Annotated in this window: 12 protein-coding genes; 7 read left to right on the top strand and 5 right to left on the bottom strand. The window is 64.7% G+C overall.

Features of this window, described 5'->3' with window-relative positions; all coding sequences use genetic code 11:
- The 3 genes from dapE to L6D77_RS22780 all read left to right on the top strand — a co-directional run.
- A partial coding sequence (dapE, locus tag L6D77_RS22790) for a succinyl-diaminopimelate desuccinylase (RefSeq protein ID WP_232880285.1) occupies positions 1-1,152 on the top strand: 1,152 nt, incomplete at its 5' end.
- Positions 1,152-1,964, top strand: a complete 813-nt coding sequence (locus tag L6D77_RS22785) for a putative RNA methyltransferase (protein WP_232880278.1) — start codon at positions 1,152-1,154, stop codon at positions 1,962-1,964. The genes dapE and L6D77_RS22785, both read left to right, overlap by 1 nt.
- 19 nt (positions 1,965-1,983) lie before the next feature.
- Positions 1,984-2,361 carry a hypothetical protein gene (locus L6D77_RS22780; protein ID WP_232880275.1) on the top strand — a complete coding sequence of 126 codons (378 nt, stop codon included), beginning with the start codon at positions 1,984-1,986 and terminating at the stop codon, positions 2,359-2,361.
- 64 nt (positions 2,362-2,425) lie between these two features.
- Here L6D77_RS22780 and L6D77_RS22775 read toward each other — a convergent pair whose 3' ends face one another.
- The gene (locus L6D77_RS22775; protein ID WP_110992443.1) at positions 2,426-2,635 is read right to left on the bottom strand and encodes a cold-shock protein; all 210 of its coding nucleotides are present in this window, start codon (positions 2,633-2,635) and stop codon (positions 2,426-2,428) included.
- 230 nt (positions 2,636-2,865) lie between these two features.
- On the opposite strand from L6D77_RS22775, the gene plsB reads away from it, so the two are divergent.
- The 3 genes from plsB to L6D77_RS22760 all read left to right on the top strand — a co-directional run bounded on the left by plsB (position 2,866) and on the right by L6D77_RS22760 (position 6,598).
- Positions 2,866-5,346 carry a glycerol-3-phosphate 1-O-acyltransferase PlsB gene (gene plsB / locus L6D77_RS22770; protein ID WP_232880274.1) on the top strand — a complete coding sequence of 827 codons (2,481 nt, stop codon included), beginning with the start codon at positions 2,866-2,868 and terminating at the stop codon, positions 5,344-5,346.
- Positions 5,347-5,478: 132 nt separating this feature from the next.
- The gene (locus L6D77_RS22765) at positions 5,479-5,877 is read left to right on the top strand and encodes a YbaY family lipoprotein (RefSeq protein ID WP_232880256.1); all 399 of its coding nucleotides are present in this window, start codon (positions 5,479-5,481) and stop codon (positions 5,875-5,877) included.
- A 34-nt stretch (positions 5,878-5,911) separates the two neighbouring features.
- Positions 5,912-6,598 carry a DUF4197 domain-containing protein gene (locus tag L6D77_RS22760; protein WP_232880252.1) on the top strand — a complete coding sequence of 229 codons (687 nt, stop codon included), beginning with the start codon at positions 5,912-5,914 and terminating at the stop codon, positions 6,596-6,598.
- Positions 6,599-6,729: 131 nt separating this feature from the next.
- Here the strand turns inward: L6D77_RS22760 and L6D77_RS22755 are convergent, their stop codons facing one another.
- Both L6D77_RS22755 and L6D77_RS22750 read right to left on the bottom strand, forming a co-directional pair.
- Positions 6,730-9,795, bottom strand: a complete 3,066-nt coding sequence (locus L6D77_RS22755; RefSeq protein WP_232880250.1) for an efflux RND transporter permease subunit — start codon at positions 9,793-9,795, stop codon at positions 6,730-6,732.
- A gap of 6 nt (positions 9,796-9,801) precedes the next feature.
- Positions 9,802-10,899: an efflux RND transporter periplasmic adaptor subunit gene (locus tag L6D77_RS22750; protein ID WP_232880233.1), complete on the bottom strand. Its 1,098-nt coding sequence runs from the start codon at positions 10,897-10,899 to the stop codon at positions 9,802-9,804.
- Positions 10,900-11,084: 185 nt separating this feature from the next.
- Here L6D77_RS22750 and L6D77_RS22745 point away from each other — a divergent pair, with 185 nt between their 5' ends.
- Entirely contained in the window at positions 11,085-11,714 is a 630-nt protein-coding gene (locus L6D77_RS22745) for a TetR/AcrR family transcriptional regulator (protein ID WP_232880226.1), read from the top strand.
- Between the two features lie 904 nt (positions 11,715-12,618).
- Here the strand turns inward: L6D77_RS22745 and recJ are convergent.
- Positions 12,619-14,328 (bottom strand): single-stranded-DNA-specific exonuclease RecJ, encoded by a 1,710-nt coding sequence (recJ, locus tag L6D77_RS22740; protein WP_232885124.1) that lies wholly within the window; start codon positions 14,326-14,328, stop codon positions 12,619-12,621.
- 31 nt (positions 14,329-14,359) lie between these two features.
- A complete protein-coding gene (locus L6D77_RS22735; RefSeq protein WP_232885125.1) occupies positions 14,360-14,902 on the bottom strand; it encodes a YaeQ family protein in 543 nt (180 codons plus the stop codon).
- Positions 14,903-15,036 lie beyond the last annotated feature (134 nt).

Below are 15,036 nucleotides of genomic sequence, written 5' to 3'. Positions count from 1 at the left end.
ATGACGGCCCCAGCCGAGCTTTCGCCTACCCTGCAACTGGCCTGCGACCTGATCCGCCGCCCGTCGGTCACCCCGGTCGACGCCGACTGCCAGGCGCAAATGATGAACCGCCTGGGCGCCGTCGGCTTCCAGCTCGAGCCGATGCGCTTCGAAGACGTCGACAACTTCTGGGCCACCCATGGCACCCAGGACGGCCCGGTGCTGTGCTTCGCCGGCCACACCGACGTAGTGCCTACCGGCCCGGTGCAGCAATGGCAGCATGAGCCGTTCGAGGCGCTGATCGATGCCGACGGCATGCTCTGCGGCCGTGGCGCCGCCGACATGAAAGGCAGCCTGGCCTCAATGGTGGTGGCCAGCGAACGCTTCGTGCAGGACTACCCGAACCACCGTGGCAAGGTTGCCTTCCTGATCACCAGCGACGAGGAAGGCCCGGCCCACCACGGCACCAAGGCCGTGGTCGAGCTGCTCAAGGCGCGCAACGAGCGCCTGGACTGGTGCATCGTCGGCGAGCCGTCAAGCACCACCTTGCTCGGCGACGTGGTCAAGAACGGCCGCCGGGGCTCCCTCGGCGCCAAGCTGACCATCCGCGGCAAGCAGGGCCACGTGGCCTACCCGCACCTGGCGCGCAACCCGATCCACCTGGCCGCGCCGGCCCTGGCGGAGCTGGCCGCCGAGCACTGGGACGAAGGCAACGCGTTCTTCCCGCCGACCAGCTTCCAGATCTCCAACCTCAACTCGGGCACCGGTGCCACCAACGTGGTCCCCGGCGAGCTGACCGCGCTGTTCAACTTCCGCTTCTCCACCGAGTCGACCGTCGAAGGCCTGCAACGGCGCGTCGCGGCAATCCTCGACAAGCATCAGCTGGAGTGGTCGATCGACTGGGCGCTGTCGGGCCTGCCATTCCTCACCGAGCCGGGTGAGCTGCTCGACGCGGTGTCGTCGAGCATCAAGGCGATCACTGGCCGTGAAACCCAGCCCTCGACCAGCGGCGGCACCTCCGACGGCCGCTTCATCGCCACCATGGGCACCCAGGTAGTCGAGCTCGGCCCGGTCAACGCCACCATCCACCAGGTGGACGAGCGCATCCTGGCCAGCGACCTCGACCTGCTGACCGAGATCTACTACCAGACCCTGGTGCGGTTGCTCGCCTGATGCTTGCCTGCCCACTCTGCCAGGCGCCCCTGGCGCAGCTCGACAACGGTGTGGCCTGCCCGGCAGGCCACCGCTTCGACCGCGCCCGCCAGGGCTACCTGAACCTGCTGCCGGTGCAGCACAAGAACAGCCGCGACCCTGGCGACAACCAGGCCATGGTCGAAGCCCGCCGTGGCTTCCTCGACGCCGGCCACTATGCGCCGGTGGCCCGCCGCCTGGCGCAACTGGCCGCCGAGCGCCAGCCGGACGCCTGGCTGGACATCGGCTGCGGCGAAGGCTACTACACCGCCCAGCTGGCCGAGGCCCTGCCACAGGCCGAGGGTTACGCCCTGGACATCTCCCGCGAAGCAGTCAAGCGTGCCTGCCGGCGCGCGCCGCAGGTCACCTGGATGGTCGCCAGCATGGCCCGCGTGCCCCTGCAGAGCGCCAGCTGCGGCTTCATTGCCAGCGTGTTCAGCCCGCTCGACTGGGACGAGGCCCGGCGCCTGCTGGCGCCCGGCGGCGGCCTGATGCGGGTCGGCCCGACCAGCGGCCACCTGATGGAACTGCGCGAGGTGCTCTACGATGAAGTACGCCCCTACGCCGATGACAAGCACCTGGCCCTGGTGCCCGAGGGCATGGCCCACGCCCATGGCGAAGTGCTCGAGTTCCGCCTGAGCCTGGCCGAGCCCCAGGCCCGCGCCGACCTGCTGGCCATGACCCCGCACGGCTGGCGCGCCAGCGCCGAGAAACGTGCCCGGGTGATCGACCAGCCCGAGCCGTTCGAGGTCACGGTTTCCATGCGTTATGACTATTTTGTGCGCCAAGCCTGAGCACACCCCGGAGCCCCCTATGCGCCAACCCGATATCGAGATTTACCTGAAGGACGCCGACGTCGATCACAAGCAGATCGCCGCCTGGCTGACCGAGGCCCTGGGCCCATGCAGCGAATGGACGCAAAAAGGCCAAACCTTCAAATGCAAGGCCGGTAACATTCCGGTCACTTGGTTACCGAAGGCTGTGGGGAAATGGAACAGCTTGCTGCTGGAAAGCGACCAGACCCCGTGGGCCGATGACATCGCCTGTGCCCACGCAGCATTCGCCGCACTCAACGTCGAAGTACGTTGTGCGCCCGGCAGCTGGACAGAAGAACAAGGGGAAGAAGATGCCGATCGCTGGATCCGCATCAGCGCCGACGGTGAAGAAGAAATCACCTGGCGCACACACTGATAAATGATCGCATCAGGCTGCAAGTTCCACGGTCAACTTGCAGCTTGAGCGTGCAGTCAGCGGCTTAGAGCCCGACTACATCCTCCGCCTGCAGGCCTTTCTGGCCCTGCACGAGTGCGTACTCCACCTGCTGCCCTTCGACCAGGGTGCGATGCCCCTCACCGCGGATCGCCCGATAGTGGACGAATACATCCGCACCACCGTCGCGCTGAATGAAGCCATAACCTTTGGCATCGTTGAACCACTTCACATTCCCAGTCTCACGAGACGACATCTGCACTACTCCGGATTTTTATTTTGAAGATCGCCTTGCTGGCATGGGCGCAGCGCCCCTGCCGTCGCAGCTTGCTCAAATAGTAAGCAAGCGGCAGGCCGAGTATATGACAGAGAACAAAAAAAATTCATTACAGCACCGATTTTTGCCGATTTTTGCTGAACTTACGCAGATACGGCAGACTAACGTCCTGAAACAACGCCGAAACTTTCACCCAGGGCACCTACCCCATGACCCGTTCCCCCCTGCGCCGCCTGATCTTCGGCGCCCTGCGCCGCGTGCTGTACCTCTGGGTGCGCTCCGAGACCATCAACCAGTCCTCGCTGACCCTCAAGCTCGACCGCAGCCGCCCGGTGTTCTACGCCCTGCCCTCGCCGTCGCTGACCGACCTGGCCGTGATCGACCACGAATGCACCAAAGCGGGGCTGCCACGCCCGGTATTGCCGGTGGCGGTCGGCCCGCTGCAGGAACCCGCCGGGTTCTTCTACTTGACCCCCGACCCGGACTGGCTCGGCCGCCACGACAAACGCGGCGCGCCCCCCACCCTGGAGCGCCTGGTCGCGGCGATCAGCCAGCACGCCGAGGAAGACGCGCAGATCATCCCGGTCAGCGTGTTCTGGGGCCAGACCCCGGCCAGCGAGTCGAGTCCGTGGAAGCTGCTGTTCGCCGACAGTTGGGCGGTCACCGGGCGCCTGCGCCGGCTGCTGAGCATCCTCATTCTGGGGCGCAAGACCCGGGTGCAGTTTTCCGCGCCTATCCACCTGCGCGAGCTGGTGGGCCACAACAAAGGCCATGAGCGCACCGTGCGCATGGCCCAACGGCTGATGCGCGTACATTTCCGCAACCTCAAGACCGCGGTGATCGGCCCGGACATCTCGCACCGGCGCAACCTGGTCAAGGGCCTGGTGCACGACCCGTTGGTGCGCCAGGCCATCAGCGACGAGGCCGAGCGCGAGAAGATCCCCTACGCCAAGGCCGAGGCCAAGGCGCTGCACTACGGCAACGAGATCGCCTCGGACTACACCTACACCGCGATCCGCTTTCTCGAAGTAGTGCTCAGCTGGTTCTGGAACAAGATCTACGACGGCATCAAGGTCAACCACATCGAGCAGGTGCAGGGTATCGCCCCGGGCCATGAAGTGATCTACGTGCCCTGCCACCGCAGCCACATCGACTACCTGCTGCTGTCCTACCTGCTGTTCCGCAATGGCCTGACGCCGCCGCACATCGCCGCCGGCATCAACCTCAACATGCCGGTGATCGGCGGCCTGTTGCGCCGCGGCGGTGCGTTCTTCATGCGCCGCACCTTCAAGGGCAACCCGCTGTACACCGCAGTGTTCAACGAATACCTGCACACCCTGTTCACCAAGGGCTTCCCGGTGGAGTATTTCGTCGAGGGCGGGCGCTCACGCACCGGGCGCATGCTGCAGCCACGCACTGGCATGCTGGCGATTACCCTGCGCAGTTTCCTGCGTTCATCGCGTACGCCGATCGTGTTCGTGCCGGTGTACATCGGCTATGAACGGGTGCTGGAAGGCCGTACCTACCTGGGCGAGCTGCGTGGCGCGAGCAAGAAGAAAGAGTCGATCTTCGACATCTTCAAGGTCTTCGGTGCCCTCAAGCAGCGCTTCGGCCAGGTGTACGTCAACTTCGGCGAACCGATCCGCCTGGCCGGTTTCCTCGATGAGCAGCAACCCGGCTGGCGCGAGCAGCCACTCGCCCCGCAGTTCCGCCCGGACTGGCTCAACGACACCACCACGCGCCTGGGCGAGACCGTCGCCCGCCACCTCAACGAGGCGGCGGCGGTCAACCCGGTCAACCTGGTGGCCCTGGCACTGCTGTCGACCAGCCGTATGGCCCTCGATGAGCGCGCCCTGACCCGCGTGCTCGACTTGTACCTGGCCTTGCTGCGCCAGGTGCCCTACTCGCCGCACACCACCTTGCCGGATGGCGACGGCAGCGCGCTGATCAAGCATGTGCTGGGCATGGACCTGCTGGCCGAGCAGAAGGACGCACTGGGCCGCATCCTGTACCTGGACGAAGCCAACGCGGTGCTGATGACCTACTACCGCAACAACGTCCTGCACATCTTCGCCCTGCCGGCGCTACTGGCGAGCTTCTTCCAGAGCAGCTCGCGCATGAGCCGCGACCTGGTCGGCCAGTACGTCAAGGCGCTGTACCCGTACCTGCAGGCTGAGCTGTTCCTGCGCTGGACACCCGAGCAACTGGACGAGGTGATCGACCAGTGGCTGGCGGCGCTGGTCGAGCAAGGCCTGCTGCGCTTCGAGAACGATGTGTACCTGCGCCCGGCACCCAGCTCGCGGCAGTTCGTGCTGCTGACGCTGCTGGCGCGTACCATCACCCAGACCTTGCAGCGCTTCTACATGGCCACCTCGTTGCTGCTCAACAGCGGGCAGAACAGCCTTGACGCCGAGGAGCTGGAAGAACTGTGCGTGATGATGGCCCAGCGCCTGTCGATCCTGCATGGGCTCAACGCCCCGGAGTTCTTCGACAAGACCCTGTTCCGCCACTTTATCCAGACCTTGGTACGCGAAGGTGTGCTGCACCCCGACGCTGGCGGCAAGCTGGGTTATCACGACAAGCTGGCGGAACTGGCCGAAGGCGTGGCCAAGCGTGTGTTGTCGGCGGAGCTGCGTTTGTCGATTCGCCAGGTGGCGCTGCACCGCGATGAGGCGCCGTCGGCTGCGTGATGGCCTCGGCGCCCGCCTTGTGCCGCGAAGGGCCGCAAAGCGGCCCCATTACAGAAGGCCGCACACAATATGAAAATCCGCTAAAGTCCCCGGAGTTGGCCACAAGCCAGCTCCCTGTACACCGGAGATACCATGAAAAAACTCTTCACCCTGTGCTGCGCTACCCTGCTTGCAGCGTGCTCCAGCAACACCCCGTCGAACCACGCCAGCCTCGATGGCGAAGTCTTCTACCTGCAGCGCATCGCCCTGCCGCCAGCCGCCACCCTGAACGTGGCCCTGCAGGACGTCTCGCTGATGGACGCCCCGGCCGTTACCCTGGCTAGCCAGAATGGCCCGGTCAAAGGCAACGTACCGCTGCCCTTCCACCTCAAGTATGACCCGGCCCAGATCAAGCCCGGCCACCGCTACGCGGTGAGCGCGCGCATCGAACTGGACGGCAAGCTGCTGTTCATCAACACCGAACACCATGGCGTGATGCTCGACGGCAGCGACCAGCAGCCGGTGCGGATCAAGGTCGACCCGGTCCGCTGAGCCTGCGCTACTTCTTGTCTATAAGGAAATATCCATGATTCGCACTTCCCTGCGCTTCACCACCTTGTGTGCCGGCGTGCTGCTGTCGGCCAGCGCCCTGGCCCTGTCGCTGGGCGACCTGTCGCAAAGCGACGCCAGCGGCGGCCTCAAGGACGCCCTCACCCAGGGCGCGCAGATCGCCGTCAAGCAACTGAGCACCCCGGGCGGTTTCAGCAATAACCCCGATGTGCGCATCGAACTGCCAGGCAACCTCGGCAAGGCCGCCAAGGCCATGAAGATGTTCGGCAAGGGTGACCAGGTCGAGGCCTTGGAGACCAGCATGAACAAGGCTGCCGAAGCAGCCGTGCCACAAGCCCAGGCGATCCTGGTGGATGCGGTGAAGAAGATGACCGTGACCGATGCCAAGGGCATCCTCAGCGGCGGTCAGGATTCGGCCACGCAGTACCTGAACAAGAGCAGCCGCGAGCAGATACGTGCCAAGTTCCTGCCAATCGTCAAGCAGGCCACCGACAAGGTCGGCCTGGCCCAGCAGTACAACAGCTTCGCCGGGCAGGCCAAGGGCCTGGGGCTGATCAAGGACGATGCCAACATCGAGAACTACGTGACCGAGAAGGCGCTGGACGGGCTGTTCGAGATGATCGGCAAGCAGGAAGAGAGCATTCGCCAGAACCCGGCCGGTGCTGCTACCAGCCTGGCCAAGAAAGTCTTTGGCGCGCTGTGATTCTGAGCTGAGATCCTCAGGGCTGCTGCGCAGCCCTTTCGCGGCACAAGGCCGCTCCTACAGGGGCTCGCGGTCGCCTGTAGGAGCGGCCTTGCGCCGCGGATGGAGGGCAACGCCCTCCCCCACGATGTTCAGTCCTTCTTGACCCTGAACCACGCCGCATACAACGCCGGCAGGAACAGCAGCGTCAGCACCGTGGCCACGATCAACCCCCCCATGATCGCCACCGCCATCGGCCCGTAGAACACACTGCGCGACAACGGGATCATCGCCAGCACCGCCGCCAGCGCGGTCAGCACGATCGGCCGGAAGCGCCGCACCGTGGCCTCGATGATCGCCTGCCAGCGCTCCATCCCGGCGGCAATGTCCTGCTCGATCTGGTCCACCAGGATCACCGAGTTGCGCATGATCATGCCTGCCAGAGCAATGGTGCCGAGCATCGCGACGAAACCGAACGGCTGGCGGAACACCAGCAGGAACAGGGTTACGCCGATCAGCCCCAAAGGCGCGGTGAGGAACACCATGAACATCCGCGAGAAGCTGCGCAGCTGGATCATCAACAGGCTCAACACCACCACGATGAACAGTGGCATGCCGGCATTCACCGACCGCTGGCCGCGCTCGGAGTCTTCCACCGTGCCGCCGACTTCCAACAGGTAGCCATCCGGCAGTTCAGCCTTGATCTGTTGCAAGGTCGGCTGGATCTGTTTCACCAGTGTGGCTGGCTGTTCCTTGTCGTAGATATCGGCGCGCACGGTCACCGTTGGTAGGCGGTTGCGGTGCCAGATAATGCCTTCCTCGAAGCCGTACTCCAGCGTGGCCACCTGCGACAGCGCCACGCTCGGGCCGTTGTCGGTGGGCAGCGCAAGGCTACCCAGGTTGCCCAGCTCGCGGCGCTCTTCAGGGGTGCCGCGCAAGAGGATCTCGATCAGTTCGTTGTCTTCGCGGTACTGGCTGACGGTGCTGCCGGTCAGCGAGCTCTGCAGGAAACTCGACAAGTGCGCGGTGCTCACCCCCAGGGCCCGGGCGCGGTCCTGGTCGATGTCCAGGTACACCGCCTTGCTCGGCTCCTCCCAGTCCAGGTGGACGTTGACCACATGCGGGTTCTCGCGCACCTTGGCCGCTACCTCGCGGGCCAGGGCACGGACCTTCTCGATGTGCTCGCCGGTGATGCGGAACTGCACCGGGTAACCTACAGGCGGGCCGTTCTCCAGGCGAGTGACCCGCGAGCGCAGGTCGGGGAACTGTTGGTCGAGGGTGCTGATCAGCCAGCTGCGCAGGCGCTCGCGGTCTTCCAGCGATTTGGCCAGCACCACGAACTGGGCGAAGCTTGCCGCCGGCAGTTGCTGGTCCAGGGGCAGGTAGAAGCGTGGCGAACCGGTGCCGACATAGGCCACGTAATTGTCGATGCCGTCCTGCTGTTTGAGCAGCGCTTCCAGCTGCCTGACCCGCTCGGCGGTATTGTTCAGCGAGGCGCCTTCGGCCAGCTTCAGGTCGACCATCAGCTCCGGGCGCCCGGAGGCCGGGAAGAACTGCTGGGGCACGAAGCGGAACAGCAGGATGCTGCCGACGAAGGCCGCGATGGTCAGCAAGATGACCGTCTTGCGCCGCCGCACGCACCACTCCACCACCCGTCGCACGCGCTGGTAGAACGGCGTGGCGTAAGGGTCGGGCGCCTGCCCGTCACTGCCATGGCGTGCCGCATGCAGCTTGGCCAGGTCGGGCAGCAGGCGTTCGCCCAGGTACGGCACGAACACCACCGCCGCCACCCACGAGGTCAGCAGGGCGATGGTCACCACCTGGAAGATCGAGCGGGTGTACTCGCCGGTGCTCGACGCCGCCGTGGCGATCGGCAGGAAGCCCGCCGCCGTAATCAGGGTGCCGGTGAGCATCGGGAAGGCCGTGCTGGTCCAGGCGTAACTGGCCGCCTTGAGCCGGTCGTAGCCCTGCTCCATCTTGATCGCCATCATCTCCACGGCAATGATCGCGTCGTCCACCAGCAAGCCCAGCGCCAGCACCAGCGCACCCAGCGAGATCTTGTGCAGGCCGATGCCGAAGTAATGCATCAGGGCGAAGGTCATGGCCAGCACCAGCGGGATCGCCAGGGCCACCACCAGCCCCGTGCGCAGGCCCAGGGAGAAGAAGCTCACCAGCAAGACGATAGCCAGGGCCTCGACCAGCACCTGGACGAACTCGCCAACCCCGGCTTTCACCGCCGCCGGCTGGTCGGACACCTTGCGCAACTGCATGCCCGCGGGCAACCCTTCGGCCAGGCGGGCGAACTCGCCCTCCAGGGCCTTGCCCAGCACCAGGATGTCACCGCCGTCCTTCATCGACACGGCAAGGCCGATGGCGTCCTCGCCCATGAAGCGCATGCGCGGCGCGGGTGGGTCGTTGAAGCCACGCTGCACCTCGGCGACGTCGCCGATGCGGAAGGTGCGGTCGCCCACGCGGATGGGGAACTGGCGGATCTGCTCGACACTGTCGAAACGCCCGCTGACCCGCAGTTGCAGGCGTTCGCTGGGGGTCTCGAAGAAGCCGGCGGTACTTACCGCGTTCTGCTCACGCAATGCCTGCTGCACCGCAGCCAGCGGCACGCCCAGGGTGGCCAGCTTGACGTTGGACAGCTCGATCCAGATTTTCTCGTCCTGCAGGCCGATCAGCTCGACCTTGCCGACATCCTTGACCCGCTGCAGCTGGATCTGGATACGGTCGGCGTAGTCCTTGAGCACCGCGTAGTCGAAGCCCTCACCGGTCAGCGCGTAGATGTTGCCGAAGGTGGTGCCGAACTCATCGTTGAAGAACGGCCCCTGGGCCTCGGGCGGCAGGGTGTGCTTGATGTCCGCGACCTTCTTGCGGATCTGGTACCACAGCTCGGGGATGTCCTTGGAGTGCAGCGAGTCGCGGGCCATGAAGGTGACCTGGGACTCACCGGGCCGGGAGAACGAGACGATCCTCTCGTACTCGCCGGTCTCCATCAGCTTCTTCTCGATGCGCTCGGTAACCTGGCGCGACACCTCTTCGGCGGTCGCCCCCGGCCACAGGGTGCGGATGACCATGGCCTTGAAGGTGAAGGGCGGATCCTCGCTCTGCCCCAGCTTGGTGTAGGACATGGCGCCAATGGCCGCCAGCAGGATCATCAGGAACAGTACGATCTGGCGATTGCGCAGCGCCCAGGCGGAAAGGTTGAAACCCATCGGGACTTACTCCTTCACCGCCAGGTTCACGTCTCGATTACTGCGGTCCACCGGCCGCACCTGCTGCCCTTCGCGCAGTACATGGCCGCCAGCGGCAACCACCCAGTCGCTGGCCTGCAGGCCTTCGAGCACCGGCACACTGTCGGCGCCATAGGGCCCTAGGCGAACCGCCGCACGCTCCAGCCGGTTGTCCTTGCCGACCCGCCAGACATAGGCCTGCCCGGCCTCGGCACTGACCGCCGAGAGCGGCACCGCCAGCGGCGCGTGTTCGGCGTGGGCGATGAACACCCGCGCGCTCTGGCCGAGTTCGGCCGGGGCATTGCCGGAGATGAAGGAGATACGTGCGGCAAAGGTGCGTGAACGTGGGTCGGCGGCCGGTGACAGCTCGCGGATACGCCCTTCGAACCGGGCATTGGGGTGCGACCACAGCTCGACGCTGACAGCCTGGCCGACGCGGAAGCGGGCGAACTGCTGTTCGGGCAGGCCGATCACCACTTCACGCTCACCGTCGGCGGCCAGGGTGAAGACTGTTTGCCCGGCACCCACCACTTGGCCGACTTCGACCTGGCGCTTGGCGATCACCCCGGCCTGGGGCGCGCGCAGCACGGCGTACTCGGCCTGGTTTCCGGCCACCTCGAACTCGGCCTTGGCCTGTTTCAGGCGAGCGAGGCCGGCACGGTAGAGGTTCTCGGCGTTATCGAATTGCGAGTGGCTGACCATCTGGCGGTCGAGCAGCTTCTGGTAGCGTTCACGCTCGGTGCGCACCAGCGCCAGGTTGGCTTCGGCGGCGGCCACCTGGGCACGGTTGGCTTCCAGTTGCAGGCGCACGTCCTGCGGGTCGAGCTCGGCCAGCGCCTGTTCGGCCTTGACCCGCTGTCCCTCTTCCACCAGACGCTTGCTCACCTTGCCGCCAATGCGAAACGCCAGCTCAGGCTCGAAGCGCGCGCGCACCTCACCGGGGTAGCTGTCTGCCGACGCGCCCGCCGGCTGGGGCTGAACCACCAACGCCGGGCGCGGCGCAGCAGGTGGCGCGGCCTCCTGGCCGCAGGCGGCCAGCAGCACGAGGGCAGCAGGCAAGGCGAGGTAAAGCGCACGACGCAACATGATGGAGGACCTTTGGCAGAGAGGCGCATCGAATATTTATACTGGCGAGTATATTAAGTCAGCGCATCCGCGCCGGGAAGCGGTCTACCCAGAGAAAAACCATATTAACGATGCGACGCACGCTACAGCCGGATCGTCCACGACCCGGTAAGATGGTCACCTTTCACAGCAGGTAACAATTGCACATGCCCACTGACGCACCCATCGGCCCCGGCCGGCCCAAGGATCTGGCCAAGCGCGAGGCCATCCTCCAAGCCGCCAAGTCGCTGTTCCTCAGCCTTGGCTATGCCAACACCAGCATGGATGCGGTCGCTGCGGCGGCAGGTGTTTCTAAACTCACGGTCTACAGCCATTTCACCGACAAGCAGACGTTGTTCGGCGCAGCGGTCATGGCGACGTGCCAGACGCAGTTGCCCGATCTGATCTTCGAGTACCCCGAGGGGGCGGCGCTGATGGATGTGCTGCTGAACATCGCTCGCGGGTTCCAGGCGCTGATCAGCGCGGACGAGTCGGTGAAGCTCAGCCGTTTGATCATCGCCCTGAGCAGCCAGGATCCGGGGTTCGGGCATTACTTCTATGAAGCCGGGCCCAAGCGGGTGGTCGCGGGCATGGAGTCGCTGCTGCGCGGGATCGACCAGCGGGGGTTGCTGCGGATCGACAATCCGTTGCGGGCGGCGGAGCAGTTCTTCTGTTTGGTCAAGGGGGCGCCGGATTATCGGTTGTTGATCGGGTGTGCGCCGGCGCTGACGGGGGATGAGGCGGAGGTGCATGTGCGGGAGGCGGTTGAGGTGTTTGTTCGGGCTTATCGGAGTTAGATTTGCGTTTGGCGCTCGATTTTCAGAGTGTTGGTTTTGATAGATGTATGCGCATTCGGCGGCGATGGCGACTTATAGTCACCTTTCCGCCCAACGGCGGGTTACTTTGGTCTTGGCCAAAGTAACCAAAGCCGCCCGCTCCCATCATACGGCCCCTGCGCTGCGCTCCGGGGTCCCCTCGACTCCTGAAGTCGCAATTTGTGCTGCCTGGACTATCGCGCGCTTAGAAGCAAAAGCAAAAACAGATCAAGAGCAGATCAAGAGCAGATCAAGAGCAGATCAAGAGCAGATCAAGAGCAGATCAAGAGCAGATCAAGAGCAGATCAAGAGCAGATCAAGAGCAGTAATATTGCTATCTAAGTTTGACTGTTGTTGATGTGTTGTCTGTTCGGGCCCTATCGCCGGCAAGCCGGCTCCCACAGGTACAACGCAAGTCTGAAAGGCTGGCAATATCCTGTGGGAGCTGGCTTGCCAGCGATTGCAATCCAGAGATCCCATAATCCCACTAGCGACAGCTAACGCCAGCCCAGGCGCCGCCCCTAACTTCGCGACTTCAGGAGGCTGAGCGCAGGCGTCTGGAGGGCCCTGGTGCGCAGCACCCTTCGGCGTAGCCGAAGGCGCGAGATGTAGACTTGCGCAGCAAGTCGGAGGCCGCGCGGGCCCGGAGGACGCCGGAGCGAAGGGACCCCGGAGCGCAGCGCAGGGGCCGTATGATGGGAGCGAGCGGCTTTGCTTACTTTGGCCAAGACCAAAGTAAGCCGCCGTAAGGGCGGAAAGGTGACTATGCGTCGACATCGCAAATGAATGCGCATACAACTACAAAAACCAACCAGCCAACTAACCAACTAACTAACTAACTAACTAACTAGCTAGCTAACTAGCTAACTAACTAACCAAACCCCAATCACCGTGGCTCCATGTGAGCAATCATCAACTGCACACTCTCATTCCCACGAAACTCATTCACATCCAACTTATAAGCCAACTCCACCCACCGCACAGTAGGATTCGGCCAAACCTCCCGATCAATCCCAAAGGCAATCCCGTCCAACCGCACCGCCCCACACTCGCTCTTGAGCACCACCTTCAGATGCCGCTCACCGACAACCCGCTGCTCGACCAGCTGGAACACCCCATGGAACAGAGGCTCGGGAAAGTGCTGCCCCCAGGGCCCGGCATTGCGCAAAGCCCGCGCCAGGTCCAGGTGAAACTCCTCGACCGCCAACGTGCCATCGGACAACAACCGTCCGGTCAGGTCCTCTTCCCGCAGCTGCCGCCGCACTTCCAGGTCGAACGCCTCGGCAAACGCCGGAAAGTGCTCGGCCGGCAACGACAAACCCGCCGCCATGGCGTGCCCACCGAACTTGCTGATCAACGCCGGGTGACGCGCCGCCACCGCATCCAGCGCATCACGGATATGGAACCCCGCCACCGACCGCGCCGAGCCCTTGAGCATCCCCTCCCCCGCATCGGCAAAGGCGATGGTCGGGCGGTGGTAACGCTCCTTCAGGCGTGAGGCCAGGATGCCGATCACCCCTTGGTGCCAGTCGGCGTCGAACAGGCACAGGCCATAGGGCATCGATTCGACCGGCAGTTCCTTGAGCTGGGCCAGGGCTTCGCGCTGCATGCCCTGCTCGATGGACTTGCGGTCCTGGTTCAGGCCATCCAGTTGCTGGGCCATGTCCAACGCCAGCGCTGCGTCATCACACAGCAGGCACTCGATCCCCAGGCTCATGTCGTCCAGGCGCCCGGCGGCGTTGAGCCGTGGGCCGAGGATAAAGCCCAGGTCGGTGGAGGTGATGCGCTGGTGGTCGCGGCGGGCCACCTCGAGGATCGCCTTGAGCCCAGGGCGGGCGCGGCCGGCACGGATGCGCTCCAGGCCCTGGTGCACCAGGATACGGTTGTTGGCATCCAGCGGCACCACGTCGGCGACGCTGCCCAGCGCGACCAGGTCGAGCAGTTCACCGATATTCGGCTGCGGCTGGCTGTCATAGCGGCCAAGGCTGCGCAAGCGTGCGCGCAGGGCCATCAGTACGTAGAAGATCACCCCGACGCCCGCCAGCGACTTGCTCGGGAACGCGCAGCCTGGCTGGTTCGGGTTGACGATGGCGTCGGCCTCCGGCAACTGCTGGCCGGGCAGGTGGTGATCGGTGACCAGCACCCTGAGCCCGGCCGCCTTGGCCGCTGCCACGCCTTCGACGCTGGAGATGCCGTTGTCCACGGTGATCAGCAACTGCGGCTGGCGCTCCAGCGCAACGGCCACGATCTCCGGCGTCAGGCCATAGCCATATTCGAAGCGGTTGGGTACCAGGTAATCGACATGCGCCGCACCCAGCAAGCGCAGGCCAAGCACACCGACCGTGCTGGCCGTGGCGCCGTCGGCGTCGAAGTCGCCGACGATGAGGATGCGCTGGCGCTGATCGAGGGCTTCGACCAGCAGGTCTACCGCCGCCTCGATGCCCTTGAGCTGCTGGTACGGCAACAGCCGGGCCAGGCCTTTGTCCAGCTCGGCTTCGGACTGCACGCCACGGGCGGCGTACAGGCGGGTCAGCAAGGGCGGCAGGTTACCCAAAAATGGCAGGGTCGACGGCAGGGGGCGGGGCTCGATACGCATGGGGTCTTCGGTAATCCGTGTAAGGGGCGGCTCAGCCGCGCTCGCCCAGCAGCCACTCCAGCTGCACTTCGTGCTGGCCACGGTCGTCGGTGACGAAAACAGTGCCTTCGCTGATCATCACGTCCCACTTGATGGTACGTGGCATGTCGGTTGCCAGGGTCTCCAGCACCTCTTGCGGCACAGCGGCGATGTTCAGGTTCTTCAGGCCCTTGACCGCATCACCCACCTTGGTCCGCCACACCCGCAGGCTGCCGTAGGCCAGCAGGCTGGTACGTTCGGTGCGGCGCGAACACCAGGTCAGGCGCTCGGCATCCGGCTGGCCGACTTCGATCCAGTGCAGGATGCGGTCGTCCAGGCTCTTTTCCCACAGCGGGGCTTCGTCGACATCCGACAAGCCACGGCCAAACGCCAGCTGTTCGTTGTACCAGAGGGCATAGGCCAGCAGGCGCACAGCCATGCGTTCCTCGGTCTCCGAAGGGTGACGGGCGATGGTCTGACGGACGTTCTCGTACACGCCGCGGTCGAGGTCGGTCAGATTCAGTTCGAACTTGTAGGTGGTGGACGGCTGGGCCATGGGCGCGGGGCTTCGTAGAAAAGAAAGTCGCACAGTCTAACCGATCTGGCAGACGAAGGCCCTTGCGCATCGCGCGTGCGCGGCGACAGTACCTGCCGCTGCCGAGCTGTGATACAACCTGCCCTCACGCCCAG

It is taken from the genome of Pseudomonas parasichuanensis (assembly GCF_021601385.1).
GTDB lineage: Bacteria > Pseudomonadota > Gammaproteobacteria > Pseudomonadales > Pseudomonadaceae > Aquipseudomonas > Aquipseudomonas parasichuanensis.
The sequence above is the reverse complement of the archived record's forward strand: the minus strand, read 5'-3'. Positions and strand labels throughout refer to the sequence as shown.